The 14469-nt window shown below is 61.5% G+C and carries 12 protein-coding genes; 9 read left to right on the top strand and 3 right to left on the bottom strand.

Features of this window, described 5'->3' with window-relative positions:
• The first annotated feature begins 36 nt into the window (after positions 1 to 36).
• The 8 genes from AC1DF8_RS05155 (at position 37) to AC1DF8_RS05120 (ending at position 10722) form a co-directional block, all read left to right on the top strand.
• Positions 37 to 2964, top strand: a complete 2928-nt coding sequence (locus tag AC1DF8_RS05155; RefSeq protein ID WP_477995160.1) for an aminotransferase — start codon at positions 37 to 39, stop codon at positions 2962 to 2964.
• A gap of 522 nt (positions 2965 to 3486) precedes the next feature.
• Entirely contained in the window at positions 3487 to 3681 is a 195-nt protein-coding gene (locus tag AC1DF8_RS05150; RefSeq protein ID WP_007813230.1) for a hypothetical protein, read from the top strand.
• A gap of 122 nt (positions 3682 to 3803) precedes the next feature.
• The gene (locus AC1DF8_RS05145) at positions 3804 to 4799 is read left to right on the top strand and encodes a P1 family peptidase (protein WP_477995159.1); all 996 of its coding nucleotides are present in this window, start codon (positions 3804 to 3806) and stop codon (positions 4797 to 4799) included.
• Between the two features lie 45 nt (positions 4800 to 4844).
• Positions 4845 to 5765 (top strand): LysR family transcriptional regulator, encoded by a 921-nt coding sequence (locus AC1DF8_RS05140; protein ID WP_477995158.1) that lies wholly within the window; start codon positions 4845 to 4847, stop codon positions 5763 to 5765.
• Positions 5766 to 5914: 149 nt separating this feature from the next.
• Positions 5915 to 7444, top strand: a complete 1530-nt coding sequence (locus tag AC1DF8_RS05135) for an ABC transporter substrate-binding protein (protein ID WP_477995157.1) — start codon at positions 5915 to 5917, stop codon at positions 7442 to 7444.
• 39 nt (positions 7445 to 7483) lie between these two features.
• A complete protein-coding gene (locus AC1DF8_RS05130; protein WP_477995156.1) occupies positions 7484 to 8431 on the top strand; it encodes an ABC transporter permease in 948 nt (315 codons plus the stop codon).
• Positions 8431 to 9294, top strand: coding sequence for an ABC transporter permease (locus AC1DF8_RS05125; protein WP_477995479.1), 864 nt, complete (start codon positions 8431 to 8433; stop codon positions 9292 to 9294). Before AC1DF8_RS05130 ends, AC1DF8_RS05125 begins: the two co-directional genes overlap by 1 nt.
• Positions 9295 to 9330: 36 nt before the next feature.
• Complete coding sequence (locus AC1DF8_RS05120) at positions 9331 to 10722, top strand: amidase (RefSeq protein WP_477995155.1); 1392 nt, start codon at positions 9331 to 9333, stop codon at positions 10720 to 10722.
• Positions 10723 to 10730: 8 nt separating this feature from the next.
• Here the strand turns inward: AC1DF8_RS05120 and AC1DF8_RS05115 are convergent, their stop codons facing one another.
• The 3 genes from AC1DF8_RS05115 to AC1DF8_RS05105 all read right to left on the bottom strand — a co-directional run bounded on the left by AC1DF8_RS05115 (position 10731) and on the right by AC1DF8_RS05105 (position 13497).
• Positions 10731 to 11585 carry a C40 family peptidase gene (locus AC1DF8_RS05115; protein ID WP_113211214.1) on the bottom strand — a complete coding sequence of 285 codons (855 nt, stop codon included), beginning with the start codon at positions 11583 to 11585 and terminating at the stop codon, positions 10731 to 10733.
• 36 nt (positions 11586 to 11621) lie between these two features.
• Positions 11622 to 11972 (bottom strand): MarR family transcriptional regulator, encoded by a 351-nt coding sequence (locus AC1DF8_RS05110; protein ID WP_112542763.1) that lies wholly within the window; start codon positions 11970 to 11972, stop codon positions 11622 to 11624.
• Positions 11973 to 12105: 133 nt separating this feature from the next.
• Positions 12106 to 13497, bottom strand: coding sequence for a leucyl aminopeptidase family protein (locus AC1DF8_RS05105; RefSeq protein ID WP_477995154.1), 1392 nt, complete (start codon positions 13495 to 13497; stop codon positions 12106 to 12108).
• A gap of 141 nt (positions 13498 to 13638) precedes the next feature.
• On the opposite strand from AC1DF8_RS05105, the gene AC1DF8_RS05100 reads away from it, so the two are divergent.
• The gene (locus AC1DF8_RS05100) at positions 13639 to 14469 is read left to right on the top strand and encodes a tetratricopeptide repeat protein (RefSeq protein WP_477995153.1); all 831 of its coding nucleotides are present in this window, start codon (positions 13639 to 13641) and stop codon (positions 14467 to 14469) included.

The following is a 14469-nucleotide window of genomic DNA, read 5'->3' as shown; positions in this document are numbered from 1 at the left end:
TCATTAGGTAATCGAATCATGCCGCGGAGGGGTGCCATGACCGACGAAGCGCTTCTTGACCGCATGGCGCTACCGCGCCCCGATGTTACCGCTTCCGAGGCCGCGGATATCCTCCTTACTCATTACGGGCTTTCCGGCACGCTGTCGGAGCTCGGCAGCCAGCAGGATCGCAATTACCGGCTCGACACGGAAGACGGCCGCTATGTGCTGAAGATCTGCCATGCCGCCTACGAGACCCAGGAGCTCGAAGCGCAGAATGCGGCGCTCCATCATCTGCGCGCCAAGGCGGATGCGCCACGTGTTCCAAACGTGATGGCTTCCACCGAGGGCCACGAGATCGTCCCCGTCAGTGTGCGAGAACAGGATTACCAGGTCCGGCTGCTCGAATTTCTCGAAGGAGATGGCCTGACGCACCGCGCCTATCTGGCGCCGGCCTCGGTCGCGGCCCTCGGCGCGCTCTGCGCGAGATTGGCGGCAGCACTTGCCGACTTCACCCATCCGGGACTGGACCGCAGCCTGCAATGGGATTTGCGCCGCGCCGGACCCGTGGCCGTGCAGTTGTTGTCTTCCATTAGCGACAGCGCCGCTCGTGACAGGATCGCGAAGACGATGGTCATGGCCGTGCGCCGCATCCAGCCACTTGCACCGTCGCTGCGGCTTCAGGCGGTTCATCATGACGTGACGGATGACAATGTCGTCAGCCGTCCCGATGCGCATGGGCGGCCTGTTCCCGATGGTGTGATCGACTTCGGCGACATCATTCGCGGCTGGCTGGTCGGCGACCTCGCGGTAACCTGTGCCTCTCTGCTGCATCAGGCAGATGGCGATCCCTTTCACATCCTGCCGGCGGTGAAGGCCTATCACGAGATCTACCCGTTGATCGAGGAAGAGCTGAAGGCACTCTGGCCGCTCATCGTGGCCCGCGCCGTCATCCTCGTCGCCAGCAGCGAACAGCAGATCTCGATCGATCCCGACAATGATTATGTCAGAGGAAATCTGGAGGGCGAACGGCACATCTTCGATACGGCAATGTCCGTGCCGTTCGAACTAATGGAAGCGGCCATCCTGAAAGCAGCCGGTCTTCATATTGCCGATGTCGATACGGCAGACTGGCAGTCGCTTCTGCCGGAGATCGATCCCGCGTCCATTGCCTATGTCGATCTCGGCGTGCAGAGCCCGCATTTTTCCGACGGCAACTGGCTGGCGGCCGACATGGACTGGCGTCTGCTTGCGCGCGCAGCGGCGGAATCGGGAACCGCGGCAACCCGCTACGGTGAATATCGCCTGTCCCGCGCCGGCCTGCACCATGCAAAAGCCCAGGCAACCTATGCGCTGCACATGGATGTCTGCCTCGCAGCCGCCAGCGTCGTTGCTGCACCCTTTGCCGGTCGGATCACCTGGTACGACCAGCATCTCGTCCTCACCGGCGGGGACATGAAACTGCATATCGACGGCATCGACCTTTCCGTCGAGGATGGAAGCGAGATCGCCGCTGGTCAGACACTCGGTACGGTCTCCGGCGAGACGTCTTCGCTCGGCGGATTGCGCCTGCAGCTTTGCAGCATCGCCGGCTTCGAACCGCCACTCTTTGCCACGCCGGAACAAGCCGAAGCGTGGTCCGCCCTCTGCCCCTCGCCTTCAGTGCTGATTGGTCCGGGCGCCGATGCGCCAAAACCTGAAACATCGGCTCTTCTCGAACTGCGGCGGGCGCATTTCGCCAGTCCGCAGAAGAATTATTATGCGCATCCGCCACGGATCGAGCGCGGCTGGAAGGAGCATCTCTTCGATATCGAGGGACGCGCCTATCTCGACATGGTCAACAATGTCACGATCCTCGGCCATGGTCATCCACGCATGGCGGAAGCGATCAGCCAGCAATGGCTGATGCTGAACACCAACTCACGCTTCCACTATGCCGCAGTCGCGGAATTCTCCGAGAGCCTCGCATCGCTGGCGCCCGACGGGATGGATGCCGTGTTCCTCGTCAATAGCGGTTCGGAAGCCAATGATCTGGCGCTGCGGCTTGCCTGGGCGCATAGCGGCCAACGCAACATGCTATGCCTGATGGAAGGTTACCACGGCTGGTCGATGGCAAGCGACGCGGTCTCCACCTCCATCGCAGACAATCCGCAAGCGCTGACGACAAGGCCGGACTGGGTTCATGCCGTCGTGTCGCCCAATACCTATCGCGGCCAGTTCCGCGGGCCGGAGTCGACTGTGGATTATCTCGGCACCGTGACGCCGGTGCTGGAGGCCATCGATACCAAGGGCGAGGGACTGGCCGGCTTCATTGCCGAATCCGTATACGGCAATGCCGGCGGCATACCCCTGCCCGACGGCTATCTGACGGAAATCTATCGGCAGGTGCGCGAGCGCGGCGGGCTCTGCATCGCCGACGAGGTGCAGGTGGGCTATGGACGGCTCGGCCATTATTTCTGGGGTTTCGAGCAGCAGGGCGTCGTGCCCGATATCATCACCATCGCCAAGGGCATGGGCGACGGCCATCCGCTCGGCGCCGTCATCACGACGAAGGAGATTGCCGCTTCGCTGGAAAAGGAAGGCTATTTCTTCTCTTCGTCCGGCGGAAGCCCGGTCAGTTGCGTTGCCGGCATGACCGTTCTCGACGTTATGGCCGAGGAGCGATTGCAGGACAATGCCCGTGAGGTAGGCGACCATCTGAAGGCACGGCTGGCGGCACTGATCGACAGTTACCCGATCGTGGGCGCAGTGCATGGCATGGGCCTCTATCTCGGCCTCGAATTCGTGCGCGACAGAGTGACGCTGGAGCCGGCGACCGAGGAGACGGCCGCGATCTGCGACCGGCTTCTGGAACTCGGCGTCATCATGCAGCCGACGGGCGATCACCTGAATGTGTTGAAGATCAAGCCGCCGCTCTGCCTGACCGAAGGAAGCGCCGATTTCTTCGCAAACATGCTGGAAAAGGTGCTTGCAGAAGGCTGGTAGGCGGGACGTTCAGCCGTTAACCAATTCGGTCTTTTCGAGGCTTTCCGATTTTTAACCAGATGTCCCATTGCCGGAATCAGACAGACTTCCTATCTCTGCCTCGGCGATGACGAGAGACCCTCGAACCGTCACACGGGTTGCACGAAAGCGTGATAGAATTCTTTCTAGAAACCGGGATGTGATGGAATGAAATTTTTCGGATCGTCGATATTTTGACACGTTTCGGAATATGTTTCTTATAGGCTATCGGCTATTTTCTACTAAGTTTGTAGACTATAAAGATGGCTTCAACGGGTCCCGGGCTCTTCCGGGATCATGCAAGTACAACGCCAACATAAGGATCGAGACATGATTGATATCGAAATTCTCGCACGAGTCCTTGGGCGATCTGTGCTTGGCAATGACCGTCCGGGCGCGCTCTCCCGCCCGAACTGTCGAATGTGACGATCGTCCCCCTTTCAACGGTACCAGACAAGTCAATTCGCCATAGCCTGCGCATCCGCGCGGCAGGAGTTCTATGTAATGAAAAAAGAAGTTATCGAATATGCAGGCATCCCTGTTGGGATCGTCATTCCGGATGAAGACCGGCTGAAATTCATCGCCGTCAAATTCCATGTCCATGACCTCGACGAGCAGCATTTCAGCTCGCCCGCCGAGGTAAAGCTGGCCATTCACGATCTGATGACCCGCCGCCACCCGAAGCCCCTTCATGCCTGACGCGGAACGCGGCTTTAATACTATCAGAGGATTTCCGACCGGCCCGGCAAAACGGGCCGGTCTTGTTTTTTGAGGGCATTTGACTTCCTATCGGCACGCTTCCCTCAAGACAGGAGACGCGCTTGTCCGATCTTCTCAATCTCCTCACCGATATCGAAGGCGTCTCCGTCGGTCACGCAACCGACCTGCCGCTTGGCTCCGGTGTCACGACTATCATCTTCGATGAGCCGGCAGTTGCCTCCGGCAGCGTGCTTGGCGGCGCACCAGGCGGGCGCGATACGGCGCTGCTCGATCCCTCCATGGTCGTCGATGCCGTCGACGCCTTCGTGCTGTCGGGCGGATCGGCCTTCGGTCTCGATGCGGCGGGCGGCGTGCAGGCGGCATTGCGCGAGATGGGACGCGGATTCCAGGTCGGCCCGGTTCGTATCCCGATCGTACCGCAGGCGATCCTGATGGATCTGCTGAATGGCGGCGACAAGGGCTGGGGCATACATTCGCCTTACCGCGAGATGGGCTATGAGGCCGCGAGGGCCGCACACAAGGGTGCGTTTGATCTCGGCACGGTTGGCGCCGGCACGGGTGCAACGACTGCTACCTTCAAGGGCGGCCTTGGCTCGGCAAGTGCAGTCAGCAGCGTCGGGCATCGCATCGCGGCGATCGTTGCCGTCAACGCTGTGGGCACGGCGACTATCGGCGAAGGCCCGCATTTCTGGGCGGCTCCATTCGAGCAGAATAATGAATTCGGCGGGCTCGGCATGCCCACGGAAATCGATCATCGATTGCGGCTCAAAAGCGTGAAAACGACAGCCACGACGATCGGCGCCGTTGTCACCGACGCGTCGCTCATCAAGGCGGAAGCGCACCGGCTTTCCATTGCCGCCCATGACGGACTGGCCCGCGCGGTCCTGCCAGCCCACCTGCCACTCGACGGCGACACGATTTTTGCAGCCTCCACCGGCAAACAGAAGCGCAACGACATGGCAAGCCTGATGGAATTGTGCCATCTGGCGGGGATCGTGATGGCGCGGGCGATTGCGCGCGGGGTCTACGAAGCAACCGCGCTTCCGGTGCCGAGCGCGCTGCCTGCATGGCGCGACCGCTATGCGGCCGGGCGCTGATTGCCTACACTACAAGAAGAGAGCCTGACGGCGGAGAACAGGTAAATGCAGATTCGGGCGCTGATGTATTTCGACGAGCTGGTGCGAACCAACTCCATGCGTCAGGCGGCCGAAAACCTGAATGTCGCCCCGACGGCCATCAGCCGGCAGATCGAGAACCTCGAATATCATTTCGGTGCGCCGCTGGTGGAACGCAGCGCGCGTGGCGTGAAGCTGACGGCGGCGGGCGAGCTGCTGGCGGCCCGTGCGGGTCGGACGCTGCGCGAGCTCGACCATGTGCTGCAGCTGATCGAAGACCTGAAGGGGCTACAGCGCGGGCGCGTCAACATTTACGCCAACGGCGCGACCGTTGCCAATCTGCTTGCGCCGGCGCTGGCAGAATTCAGCCTGAAATATCCCAAGCTGCGTTTTGCCGTGACGATCACCAGCGCACGGGCCGCAGTCGAAGCGGTCAACAGCGCCGAGGCCGATATTGCGGTGACCCTGTTTGCGCCGCCAACGTCGGGTACCAAGGTGCGGCTGCGTTCGGAGATCACTTACGATCTTATCACAGCGCCAAACCACCCGGCAGCATCACGCCAGGATATTCCGCTCAAGGAGCTCGCCGACTACGCTCTGGCACTGCCCGATCAATCCTTTGGTTTCCGCCAAGCTTTCGACGCGCTCTTCGAGAAGGAAGGGCTGAGCCTCGATCCGGTGTTCGTGACGAGTTCGCTGGAGATGCTGAAGGAACTGGTTCTGAGCGGCGCAGCCGTGACGCTGCTGCCGGCACTGACCGTTCGCCGCGAGATCGAGGCCGGCCAGCTCTGCGCCATTCCCCTTGCCGGCAAGACCGGCATCCGCACGCATGTCGATCTCTGCGTGGCACCTGATCGACAGCTTTCCTTTGCCGCAACCAAGCTTCTCGATTTCATCGAACGCTTCATGCGCGAGCGCGCCAACCGCAGGGCGGGAAGCAAAGAGTAGACCCACGGGCTTGCATTGGGCCAGGAATTACGGTGTAGCTTTTTCGGCTACACTGAGCACACAAAATCGTCATTGTGTGTGCACCCTCGTAGTGCCACTCTACTCGCAAAAGGGATCTGCCAAGCAGCGGAGCCAGACAGGGGAACAGGATGATCAAGGTTTCGCTCGCGCCGTCAGCGCGTCTCATGCGGCGTCTTTCCATGGGTGCCGCGCTTTCAGCCGGCATCATGATGCTGGCGCTGACACCCGCCGAAGCCGCCAAAACAACGCTCAATCTCGGCATGAGCGTCGAGCCTGCTGGACTCGACCCGACGATTGCCGCGCCTGTCGCCATCGGCCAGGTGACCTGGCAAAACATCTTCGAAGGCCTGGTCAGCATCGATGAGACCGGCAAGGTGCAGCCGCAACTCGCCAAAAGCTGGGACATTTCCCCCGATGGCCTGACCTATACGTTCAAGTTGCAGACCGGTGTCAAATTCCACGACGGCGAGGCCTTCGATTCCACCGCCGCCAAATTCGCCCTCGACCGCGCCCGCGGCAAGGATTCGGTCAATCCGCAGAAGCGCTTCTTCGCCTCGATCGCCTCCATCGAAACGCCCGATGCCGAGACGCTGGTGCTGCATCTTTCCAGCCCGACCGGCAGCCTGATCTACTGGCTCGGCTGGCCGGCCTCGATCATGGTCGGACCGAAGTCTGCAGCTGACGACAAGACCACGCCTGTCGGCACCGGGCCGTTCAAATTCTCCGCCTGGGCCAAGGGCGACCACGTGGAACTCGTCAAGAATGCCGACTACTGGAACAAGGATGGCGCGGCCAAGCTCGAGAAGGTGACCTTCCGCTTCATCAACGATCCTCAGGCACAGGCAGCAGCACTGAAATCCGGCGATCTCGACGCCTTTCCGGAATTTGCCGCACCGGAGCTGATGAGCTCCTTCGATGGCGACGCGCGTCTTGCGACCAAGGTCGGCAATACCGAGCTCAAGGTCGTTGCCGGCATGAACAATGCGCGCAAGCCGTTCGACGACAAGCGCGTACGCCAGGCGCTGATGATGGCGATCGACCGCCAGACCGTCATCGATGGTGCCTGGTCCGGCCTCGGAACGGCGATCGGCAGTCATTATACGCCGAACGATCCGGGCTATCAGGATATGACCGGCGTTCTGCCCTACAATGTCGAGAAAGCGAAGGCGCTGCTAACCGAGGCCGGCTATCCCAACGGCTTCACCTTCACGATCAAATCGCCGCAGATGGCCTATGCGCCGCGCAGCGCCCAGGTCATGCAGGCGATGTTGGCCGAGATCGGCGTGACTGTTAATATCGAGCCCACGGAATTTCCGGCGAAATGGGTGAAGGATGTCATGACCAGCCGTGACTACGACATGACCATCGTCGCCCATGCCGAACCGATGGACATCGATATCTATTCGCGCGATCCCTATTACTTCAATTACAAGAATCCGGCCTTCAATGACCTGATGAAGAAGGTGCAGGAGACGGCCGATCCATCGGAACAGGCCAAGATCTATGGCGAAGCCCAGAAGATCCTCGCCGAGGACGTGCCGGCGCTCTATCTCTTCGTCATGCCCAAGCTCGGCGTCTGGGACAAGAAGCTGAAGGGCCTGTGGGAGAACGAGCCGATCCCCTCCAACGTCCTCAGCAATGTTTCCTGGGACGAATAAACTGCTGATGCGGGCGGCGGACAGGGTGTTGAAGACGATATGATCGCACTGCTTTCCCGCCGCCTCGCCGGTCTCGCCATTACTCTTCTCATCGTGTCCCTGGTGATCTTCGCCGTCATGGACCTGCTGCCCGGCGATCCCGCGTCGATCATGCTCGGCACGTCGGCCAGTCCCGAAACACTGGCGGCACTGCGCCACGAACTCGGCCTCGACCAGCCATTGCTCATTCGCTACGGCCAATGGCTCGCCGGCGTCTTCTCCGGCAATCTCGGGCAGTCCTATACCTATGGCGTACCTGTCGCCGGGCTGATCGTCGAGCGTCTGGCGGTGACGCTTCCGCTTGCGATGATTGCCATCGTTCTCTCAGTGGTGATCGCATTGCCGCTCGGCGTGTTGGCAGCGGCGCGACGTGGCGGGATCGTCGATGCGATCGCCACTGTCTTCTCGCAGATCAGCATCGCCGTGCCTGCCTTCTGGGTGGCGCTGCTGCTTATCATCCTGTTTTCCTCCACGCTCGGTCTGATGCCGGCAGGTGGTTTTCCCGGGTGGGATGCCGGACTTCTGCCGGCATTGCAGGCCTTGTTGATGCCGGCTGTCGCACTGGCCCTGCCGCAATCCGGCGTGCTGACTCGCGTGGCGCGCTCCGCCGTCCTCGACACCATGCACGAGGATTTCGCGCGCACTGCCGTCGCCAAAGGACTGTCGCGCAGAACGGTGCTGTGGCGGCATATCGTGCCGAATGCGCTGGTGCCGATCCTGACCATTCTCGGGCTGCAATTCACTTTTCTCGTTGCCGGCGCAGTTCTGGTCGAAAACGTCTTCAATCTGCCAGGTCTCGGACGGCTTGCCTTTCAAGCCTTGTCACAGCGCGACATCATCGTGATGCAGGATGTCGTGCTGTTCTTCGCGGGCCTCGTCATCGTCATGAACTTCATCGTCGATCTCTCCTACCTGGCGATCGACCCGCGCATGCGAAAGGCGGCATGATGGCTCCCATCGTCTCCTCCGCCATCTTTCCACGGCGCCAAAGCTTCAGGCTTAGTCGGCGAAAGAATCTCATCGCCGGAACCATCGTCATCGGCCTTCTGGCCACCATTGCCCTGCTATCGCTTTTCTGGACGCCGCTGCCGCCGGCCAAGATGCAGATCATTCACAAGCTGCAGCCGCCGCTTGCCTTCGGCCTGCTCGGCACGGATCAGTTCGGCCGCGACGTAGTTTCCATGCTGATGGTCGGGTGCTGGAATTCGCTGTCGATCGCCGTCAGCGCGGTCGCCATCGGCGGCACACTCGGTTCCATTGCGGGGATTTCCGCGGCTGCCATCCGCGGCCCCTACGAGGCGCTTTTGATGCGCGCCTGCGACGTCATCTTCGCGCTGCCGCCGATCCTGTCCGCGATGCTCCTCGGTGCCTTCCTCGGGCCAGGACGCTTCACGGCGATCACGGCCATTGCCGTCTTCATGGTGCCGGTCTTTGCGCGCGTAACGCTCGCGACCTCGCTGCAGGCCTGGAGCCGCGATTATGTGCTGGCGGCACAGGCGATCGGCAACAGCCGTTTCACGATCTCGGTGCGGCACGTGCTGCCGAACATCATGAGCCAGATCATCGTGCATGCAGCGATCCAGCTCGGTCTCGCGATCCTGACGGAAGCCGGCCTCTCGTTCCTTGGTCTCGGCATGGCGCCGCCGGCTCCGACCTGGGGACGCATGCTGGCAGACGCCCAGACATTCCTTTCGCTTGCTCCGTGGCTGGCGATCCTGCCCGGTCTTGCTATCGCGCTCACCGTCTTCGGCTTCAACATGCTGGGTGATGGGTTGCGCGATCTGCTCGACCCGCGCGAAGCGAGCCGCTGATGTCCTCCCGAGACAAACCGCCCGAAAGACCAGACCATGCCAGATACCAATTTCACCATCCGCGAGCTCAGGCGACGCTTCAGCGATAAAACCCTCTCGCCGCTCGAATACTGGCTTGCGCTCGAAAGGCATATCGACGCCTGGGAGCCGTCGATCGCAGCGCTATACCTCTACGATCCGGAAGCGGCGCGCGAGCAAGCAAAGGCATCGGGCGAGCGCTGGATGAAAGGTGAAACGCTCGGCCCGCTCGACGGCATTCCGGTTACGCTCAAGGAATTGATCGCCACCAGGGGACAACCGGTGCCGCTCGGCACGAAGGCGGTCGAGCTGAAGCCAGCGGAAGCGGATGCGCCGGCGGCGGCGCGGCTGCGGGAGGATGGCGCTGTTATCTTTGCCAAGACGACCTGCCCCGACTACGGCATGCTTTCGTCGGGTCTTTCGAGCTTCCATCATCTGAGCCGCAACCCGTGGAATACCTCACAGAACCCCGGCGGCTCCAGCGCCGGCGCTTCGGCGGCGGCTGCTGCCGGCTACGGGCCATTGCATATCGGCACCGATATTGGCGGTTCAGTTCGCTTGCCGGCCGGCTGGACGGGCGTGTTCGGCTTCAAACCGAGCCATGGGCGCATTCCGGTCGATCCCTATTATGTCGGCCGCTGCGCGGGACCGATGACCCGGACGGTGGAGGATGCCGCCTATTCGATGGCGACGCTTTCGCGCCCAGACTGGCGCGACGGCACCAGCCTGCCGCCGAATGATTTCAACTGGATGGATCTTGCCATCGATCTCACCGGCATGCGGATCGGTCTGATGCTCGATGCCGGCTGCGGTCTTGCCGTCGATGACGATGTGAGGATATCGGTCGAAGAAGCGGCCAGGCTTTTCGAGAAAGCGGGGGCGACGATTATTCCTGTCGGACCGGTGCTGACGCGCGCCATGCTGGACGGGCTCGACACTTTCTGGCGCTCTCGTTTCTGGGGCGACATTGCCGGGCTCAGCGAAGAGCGCCGCGCAAATATTCTCCCCTATATCCATGAATGGGCGAAGGGCGGTGCCGATATCAGCGGTGTCGATGCCGTGAAGGGCTTCAACCAGACGATCGAGATGCGCAAGACCTGCGGGCGCCTGTTCACCGAGGTCGATGCGGTGCTCTCTCCTACCAATCCGATCGTCTCCTATCCGGCAGAATGGGCTTCGCCGACCAATGATCCGAAACAGCCCTTCGAGCATATCGCCTTCACCGTGCCGTGGAACATGTCGGAACAGCCGGCATCCTCGATCAATTGCGGCTTTTCGGCATCGGGCATGCCGATCGGCCTGCAGATCGTTGGGCCGCGCTTCGATGACATGCGGGTGCTGAAACTCTCGAAAGCATTCGAGGATTGGACGGGTGGCATCAAGGACTGGCCGAAGCCGCCGGTGGCCTGAAGGCAATCTCAGAACGGGCGGCGATAGCCTGTCGGCTGCTCGTAGAGCCAGCCGATGCGCTTGACGGCCGCCTCGAAATTCTCGCGCGCAACAGTCATCGTATGGCCGTTGGCGTGGATGATGGTTTCGGGATCTTCGAAAACGGCAACATGCCCTTTCCAGAAGACCAGATCGCCGCGGCGCACTTCCGAGCGCTCGATCGGCTCGCCAAGGCCTGCCGCCTGCATGTCGGTATCGCGCGGCGCGCTTCTGCCGGTCATCTGTAGGGCAAGCTGGAGGAGGCCGGAGCAATCGATGCCAAGGCCGGAGCGGCCGCCCCAAAGATAGGGCACCTCCAGGAAGCGGGCGGCGATATCGACATAGTCCTGGCCATCCAGCGCTCCAAGCGGCTGGAGATGCTTGGAGAAGATCGCAGTGCCATCGTCGAGCACCAGATAATGATTGCCGCGCGCTTCCGCTTGACCGGCAATGTGGACTCGGCTGCCCATCGACAGCACTGTCTTATACGGTTTGCGCAATTCCGGTTCCTGATAAAGGAAAGTGCGCTGCGGAACGACGATGTGAGTCGGGGCGTTGGCTGCCTCTGCAACTGCGCTTGCTGGCAGGTAACCGACATAGCCATCGGATGTAGCCTTGACCCAGCACCAGCCGTCAGCGCGATCGAATATAGTGACATCCTCGCCATAGAGCAGTTCCGTATCGATCCCGCGGGCAAGGTCCGGTTCGGGGCGCAGGGCGATGACCGGGACACAGACGTGGGCCGGCGTGCCGCTCACAAAGCGCGCCGCTTCGACCTTGCCCTCAAGGCCGGCTTCCGCAAGATCCGGGCGATAGGCATGGAGGCGGCGGTCGAGCATCGTCATGACATTCCTTTCAGCGTGGCCTTTTGAGCTGGCCTTTCAGACCGGAAGCTTGCGGCCCTGCTCGCGCACGAGGTCGCCGAGCTTTTCGAGATAGAGCGCCCCGCCAACGGTGCGCTTGATGATGACGTTGCGCCGGTCGGCATCGTCGCGGACGCGATCGACAAGGCCCATGTCCCCCATCGTATCCAGCGCACGGGTGATGACCGGTTTCGTCACGTCCAGCGTCGCGGCCAGTCCGCGCACGGTATGTGGTGGCGGCACGAGATAGATATGCAGCAGGATCGCCATCTGACGCAACGTCAAATCTCTGTCGTCGTGACGGACCTGGTTGAGCGCCACGCCATGCCAGAGGCCAAGCGCCTGCGAGGCGGTCAGTTCAATCGGCACGGCCCCTCCGGAAATCGTTACGCTAACGTTTCATTTTCCGGCAGTTACAGCGAGCAAGCAAGAGGCGGCACAGAATGCCGCCTCGCAAGGTGAATAAAATTTTAACGATCGGGTCAGCGATGGCCTTGGCGGTTCAGCGCATGCTGTGACGGATATGATGATAGAGCGCGCGGATAGCCTGCGCCTCGCCGCCTCCAGGCGAATGTGGGCGCTCGTTCGGCGCCCAGCCGTAGATATCGAAATGCGCCCAGCTCTTCGCCTTGCTGACGAAGCGCTTGAGGAAAAGCGCGGCGGTGATGGCGCCCGCCATGCCCCCCACCGGAGCATTGGTGATATCGGCGAATTTGGTACGGATATCTTTCTCGTAGCCGGCATAAAGCGGCAACCGCCAGAGCGGATCATCCGTCTCAAGGCTTGCTTCCATCAGGTCGTGGGCAAGATTCGCATCATCCGTGAAGAAGGGCGGCAGATCGGGGCCGAGTGCAACGCGGGCAGCGCCTGTCAGGGTCGCCATATCGATCAAGAGATCAGGTTCTTCCTCGTCGGCATAGGCGAGCGCATCGGCCAGGATCAGGCGACCTTCGGCATCGGTGTTGTCGATCTGGACCGTCAACCCCTTGCGGCTCTTGTAGATGTCGCCGGGACGGAAGGCATTGGACGAGATGGAATTCTCGACGACCGGGATGATGACACGCAGGTCCACCTTCAGCTTGGCATCCATGATCATGAGCGCCAGGCCCATGACATTTGCCGCGCCGCCCATGTCCTTCTTCATCAGCAGCATGGAGGAAGCCGGCTTGATGTCGAGGCCACCCGTATCGAAGCAGACGCCCTTGCCGACCAGCGTGACCTTGCGGTGTCCCTTCTTGCCCCAGCGCAGCTCCAAGAGGCGCGGCGCATCGGCACTGGCGCGACCGACCGTGTGCACGAGCGGGAAGTTTTCCTTGAGCAGGTCGTCGCCAATGATAACCGACATCTCTGCCTTGTAGTGGGCAGCGAGATCGCGGAAAGCCGCTTCGAGCTGTTCCGGTCCCATGTCGTTGGTCGGCGTATTGATGAGGTCGCGAGCGAGGAAAACGCCGGCGAGCTGACGCTTGATCTCATTGCCGTCGGCATCGCGCGGGATCATCAGCGTCGCCGCCGGGATTTTTTCAGACTTGTAACGGTCGAAACGGTAGCTGCCGAGGCCGAAGCCGAGCGCCAGGCGATTGGCTGTCAGCGGAGCCGTTTCGATGTGCCAGTCGCCGGCCGGAAGTGCGCGGGCAAGCCTGCCCGTGATGTAAGGCTGCTCAGACGGATTGGTCCCAAGGCCGAAGAGCGCGCCGCCGAGGTGACCGTCGGCTGTCGGGATCAGAAGCAGCGAACCACTTTCCGCCTTGTAGCCGGCTTTGCGTGCCCAATCGAGGGCGATCGGATCGATTGTTGCGGTCTCGATATGGGCGGGCGTGACAGCAAAGATCGGTAGCGTCGACCCACCCTTGGTGTTGAAAGGCGTCGGTCTTTCGGTGAACTGGAAGGGGGCCATGTTTGTCCTTAGAGGCGGGGGGCAGAATCACTTCTTAACGGTCTGTTAGGGTTAACAGACTATTGCTGGAGCGAAGATTGCGTCAAAACCTTTCCCTGTTCCGTTTTGAGGTCAGGCGCCGATTTCATTCAGGAACGCGCAATGCCCGTCTCGGCCTCTACTCCTCCTAAAAAGCGTGCTTTTCAAGGAACCGCCGCTGTTCTCGTCATGCTCGCGCTAGCCGGCTGCTCGACAACGACAAAGGACCGGATGACAACCGGTTCCATCCCCAAGCTCGACAAGCCGGTCGAGCAGATGGACACCAACGAGTTGCGGGCCGCCACCAACCGCGTCGGCCAGGCCTATGAGAAGAACCCGCGCGATCCGGTCAATGGCGTAAACTATGCCAACCTGCTGCGGATGAGTGGACGCGACGCGCAAGCGCTTGCCGTCATGCAGCAGGTCGCGATCGCCAATCCCGGTGATCGCAACGTGCTGGCAGCCTATGGCAAGGCGCAAGCGGCCACAGGGCAGCTTCAGCAGGCGCTCGATACGATCGGCAGAGCACAGACGCCCGACCGTCCCGACTGGCGACTGATCTCGGCGGAAGGCGCGATCCTCGATCAGATGGGCAAGCCGAACGACGCACGCCAGCGCTATCGCGATGCGCTCGACATCCAGCCGAACGAACCTTCGATCCTTTCCAATCTCGGCATGTCTTATCTTCTGACAGGCGATCTGCGTACGGCGGAAACCTATCTGCGCTCGGCTGCTGGCCAGCCCTCGGCCGATAGCCGCGTGCGCCAGAACCTCGCTCTCGTCGTCGGCCTGCAGGGCAGATTCCCCGAGGCCGAGCAGATCGCCCGCCGCGAACTCTCGTCGCAGCAGGCCGACGCCAACGTCGCCTATCTGCGCGGCATGCTTTCCCAGCAGAATTCCTGGCAGAAGCTCGCGGCGAAGGACTCCACACCTGCCGCCAGCAATACCAACTAA

This window comes from Rhizobium sp. 05N49 (genome assembly GCF_056396805.1).
Note: the sequence above shows the minus strand (reverse complement) of the source record. Positions and strands in the feature narration are given on the sequence as shown.

What these genes read in the sequence shown, in the direction of transcription:
- AC1DF8_RS05155 (WP_477995160.1), top strand. Translation starts at nt 37, where the DNA reads ATGACCGACGAAGCGCTTCTTGACCGCATGGCGCTACCGCGCCCCGAT.
- AC1DF8_RS05150 (WP_007813230.1), top strand. Translation starts at nt 3,487, where the DNA reads ATGAAAAAAGAAGTTATCGAATATGCAGGCATCCCTGTTGGGATCGTC.
- AC1DF8_RS05140 (WP_477995158.1), top strand. Translation starts at nt 4,845, where the DNA reads ATGCAGATTCGGGCGCTGATGTATTTCGACGAGCTGGTGCGAACCAAC.
- AC1DF8_RS05135 (WP_477995157.1), top strand. Translation starts at nt 5,915, where the DNA reads ATGATCAAGGTTTCGCTCGCGCCGTCAGCGCGTCTCATGCGGCGTCTT.
- AC1DF8_RS05130 (WP_477995156.1), top strand. Translation starts at nt 7,484, where the DNA reads ATGATCGCACTGCTTTCCCGCCGCCTCGCCGGTCTCGCCATTACTCTT.
- AC1DF8_RS05125 (WP_477995479.1), top strand. Translation starts at nt 8,431, where the DNA reads ATGGCTCCCATCGTCTCCTCCGCCATCTTTCCACGGCGCCAAAGCTTC.
- AC1DF8_RS05120 (WP_477995155.1), top strand. Translation starts at nt 9,331, where the DNA reads ATGCCAGATACCAATTTCACCATCCGCGAGCTCAGGCGACGCTTCAGC.
- AC1DF8_RS05115 (WP_113211214.1), bottom strand. Translation starts at nt 11,585, where the DNA reads ATGACGATGCTCGACCGCCGCCTCCATGCCTATCGCCCGGATCTTGCG.
- AC1DF8_RS05105 (WP_477995154.1), bottom strand. Translation starts at nt 13,497, where the DNA reads ATGGCCCCCTTCCAGTTCACCGAAAGACCGACGCCTTTCAACACCAAG.
- AC1DF8_RS05100 (WP_477995153.1), top strand. Translation starts at nt 13,639, where the DNA reads ATGCCCGTCTCGGCCTCTACTCCTCCTAAAAAGCGTGCTTTTCAAGGA.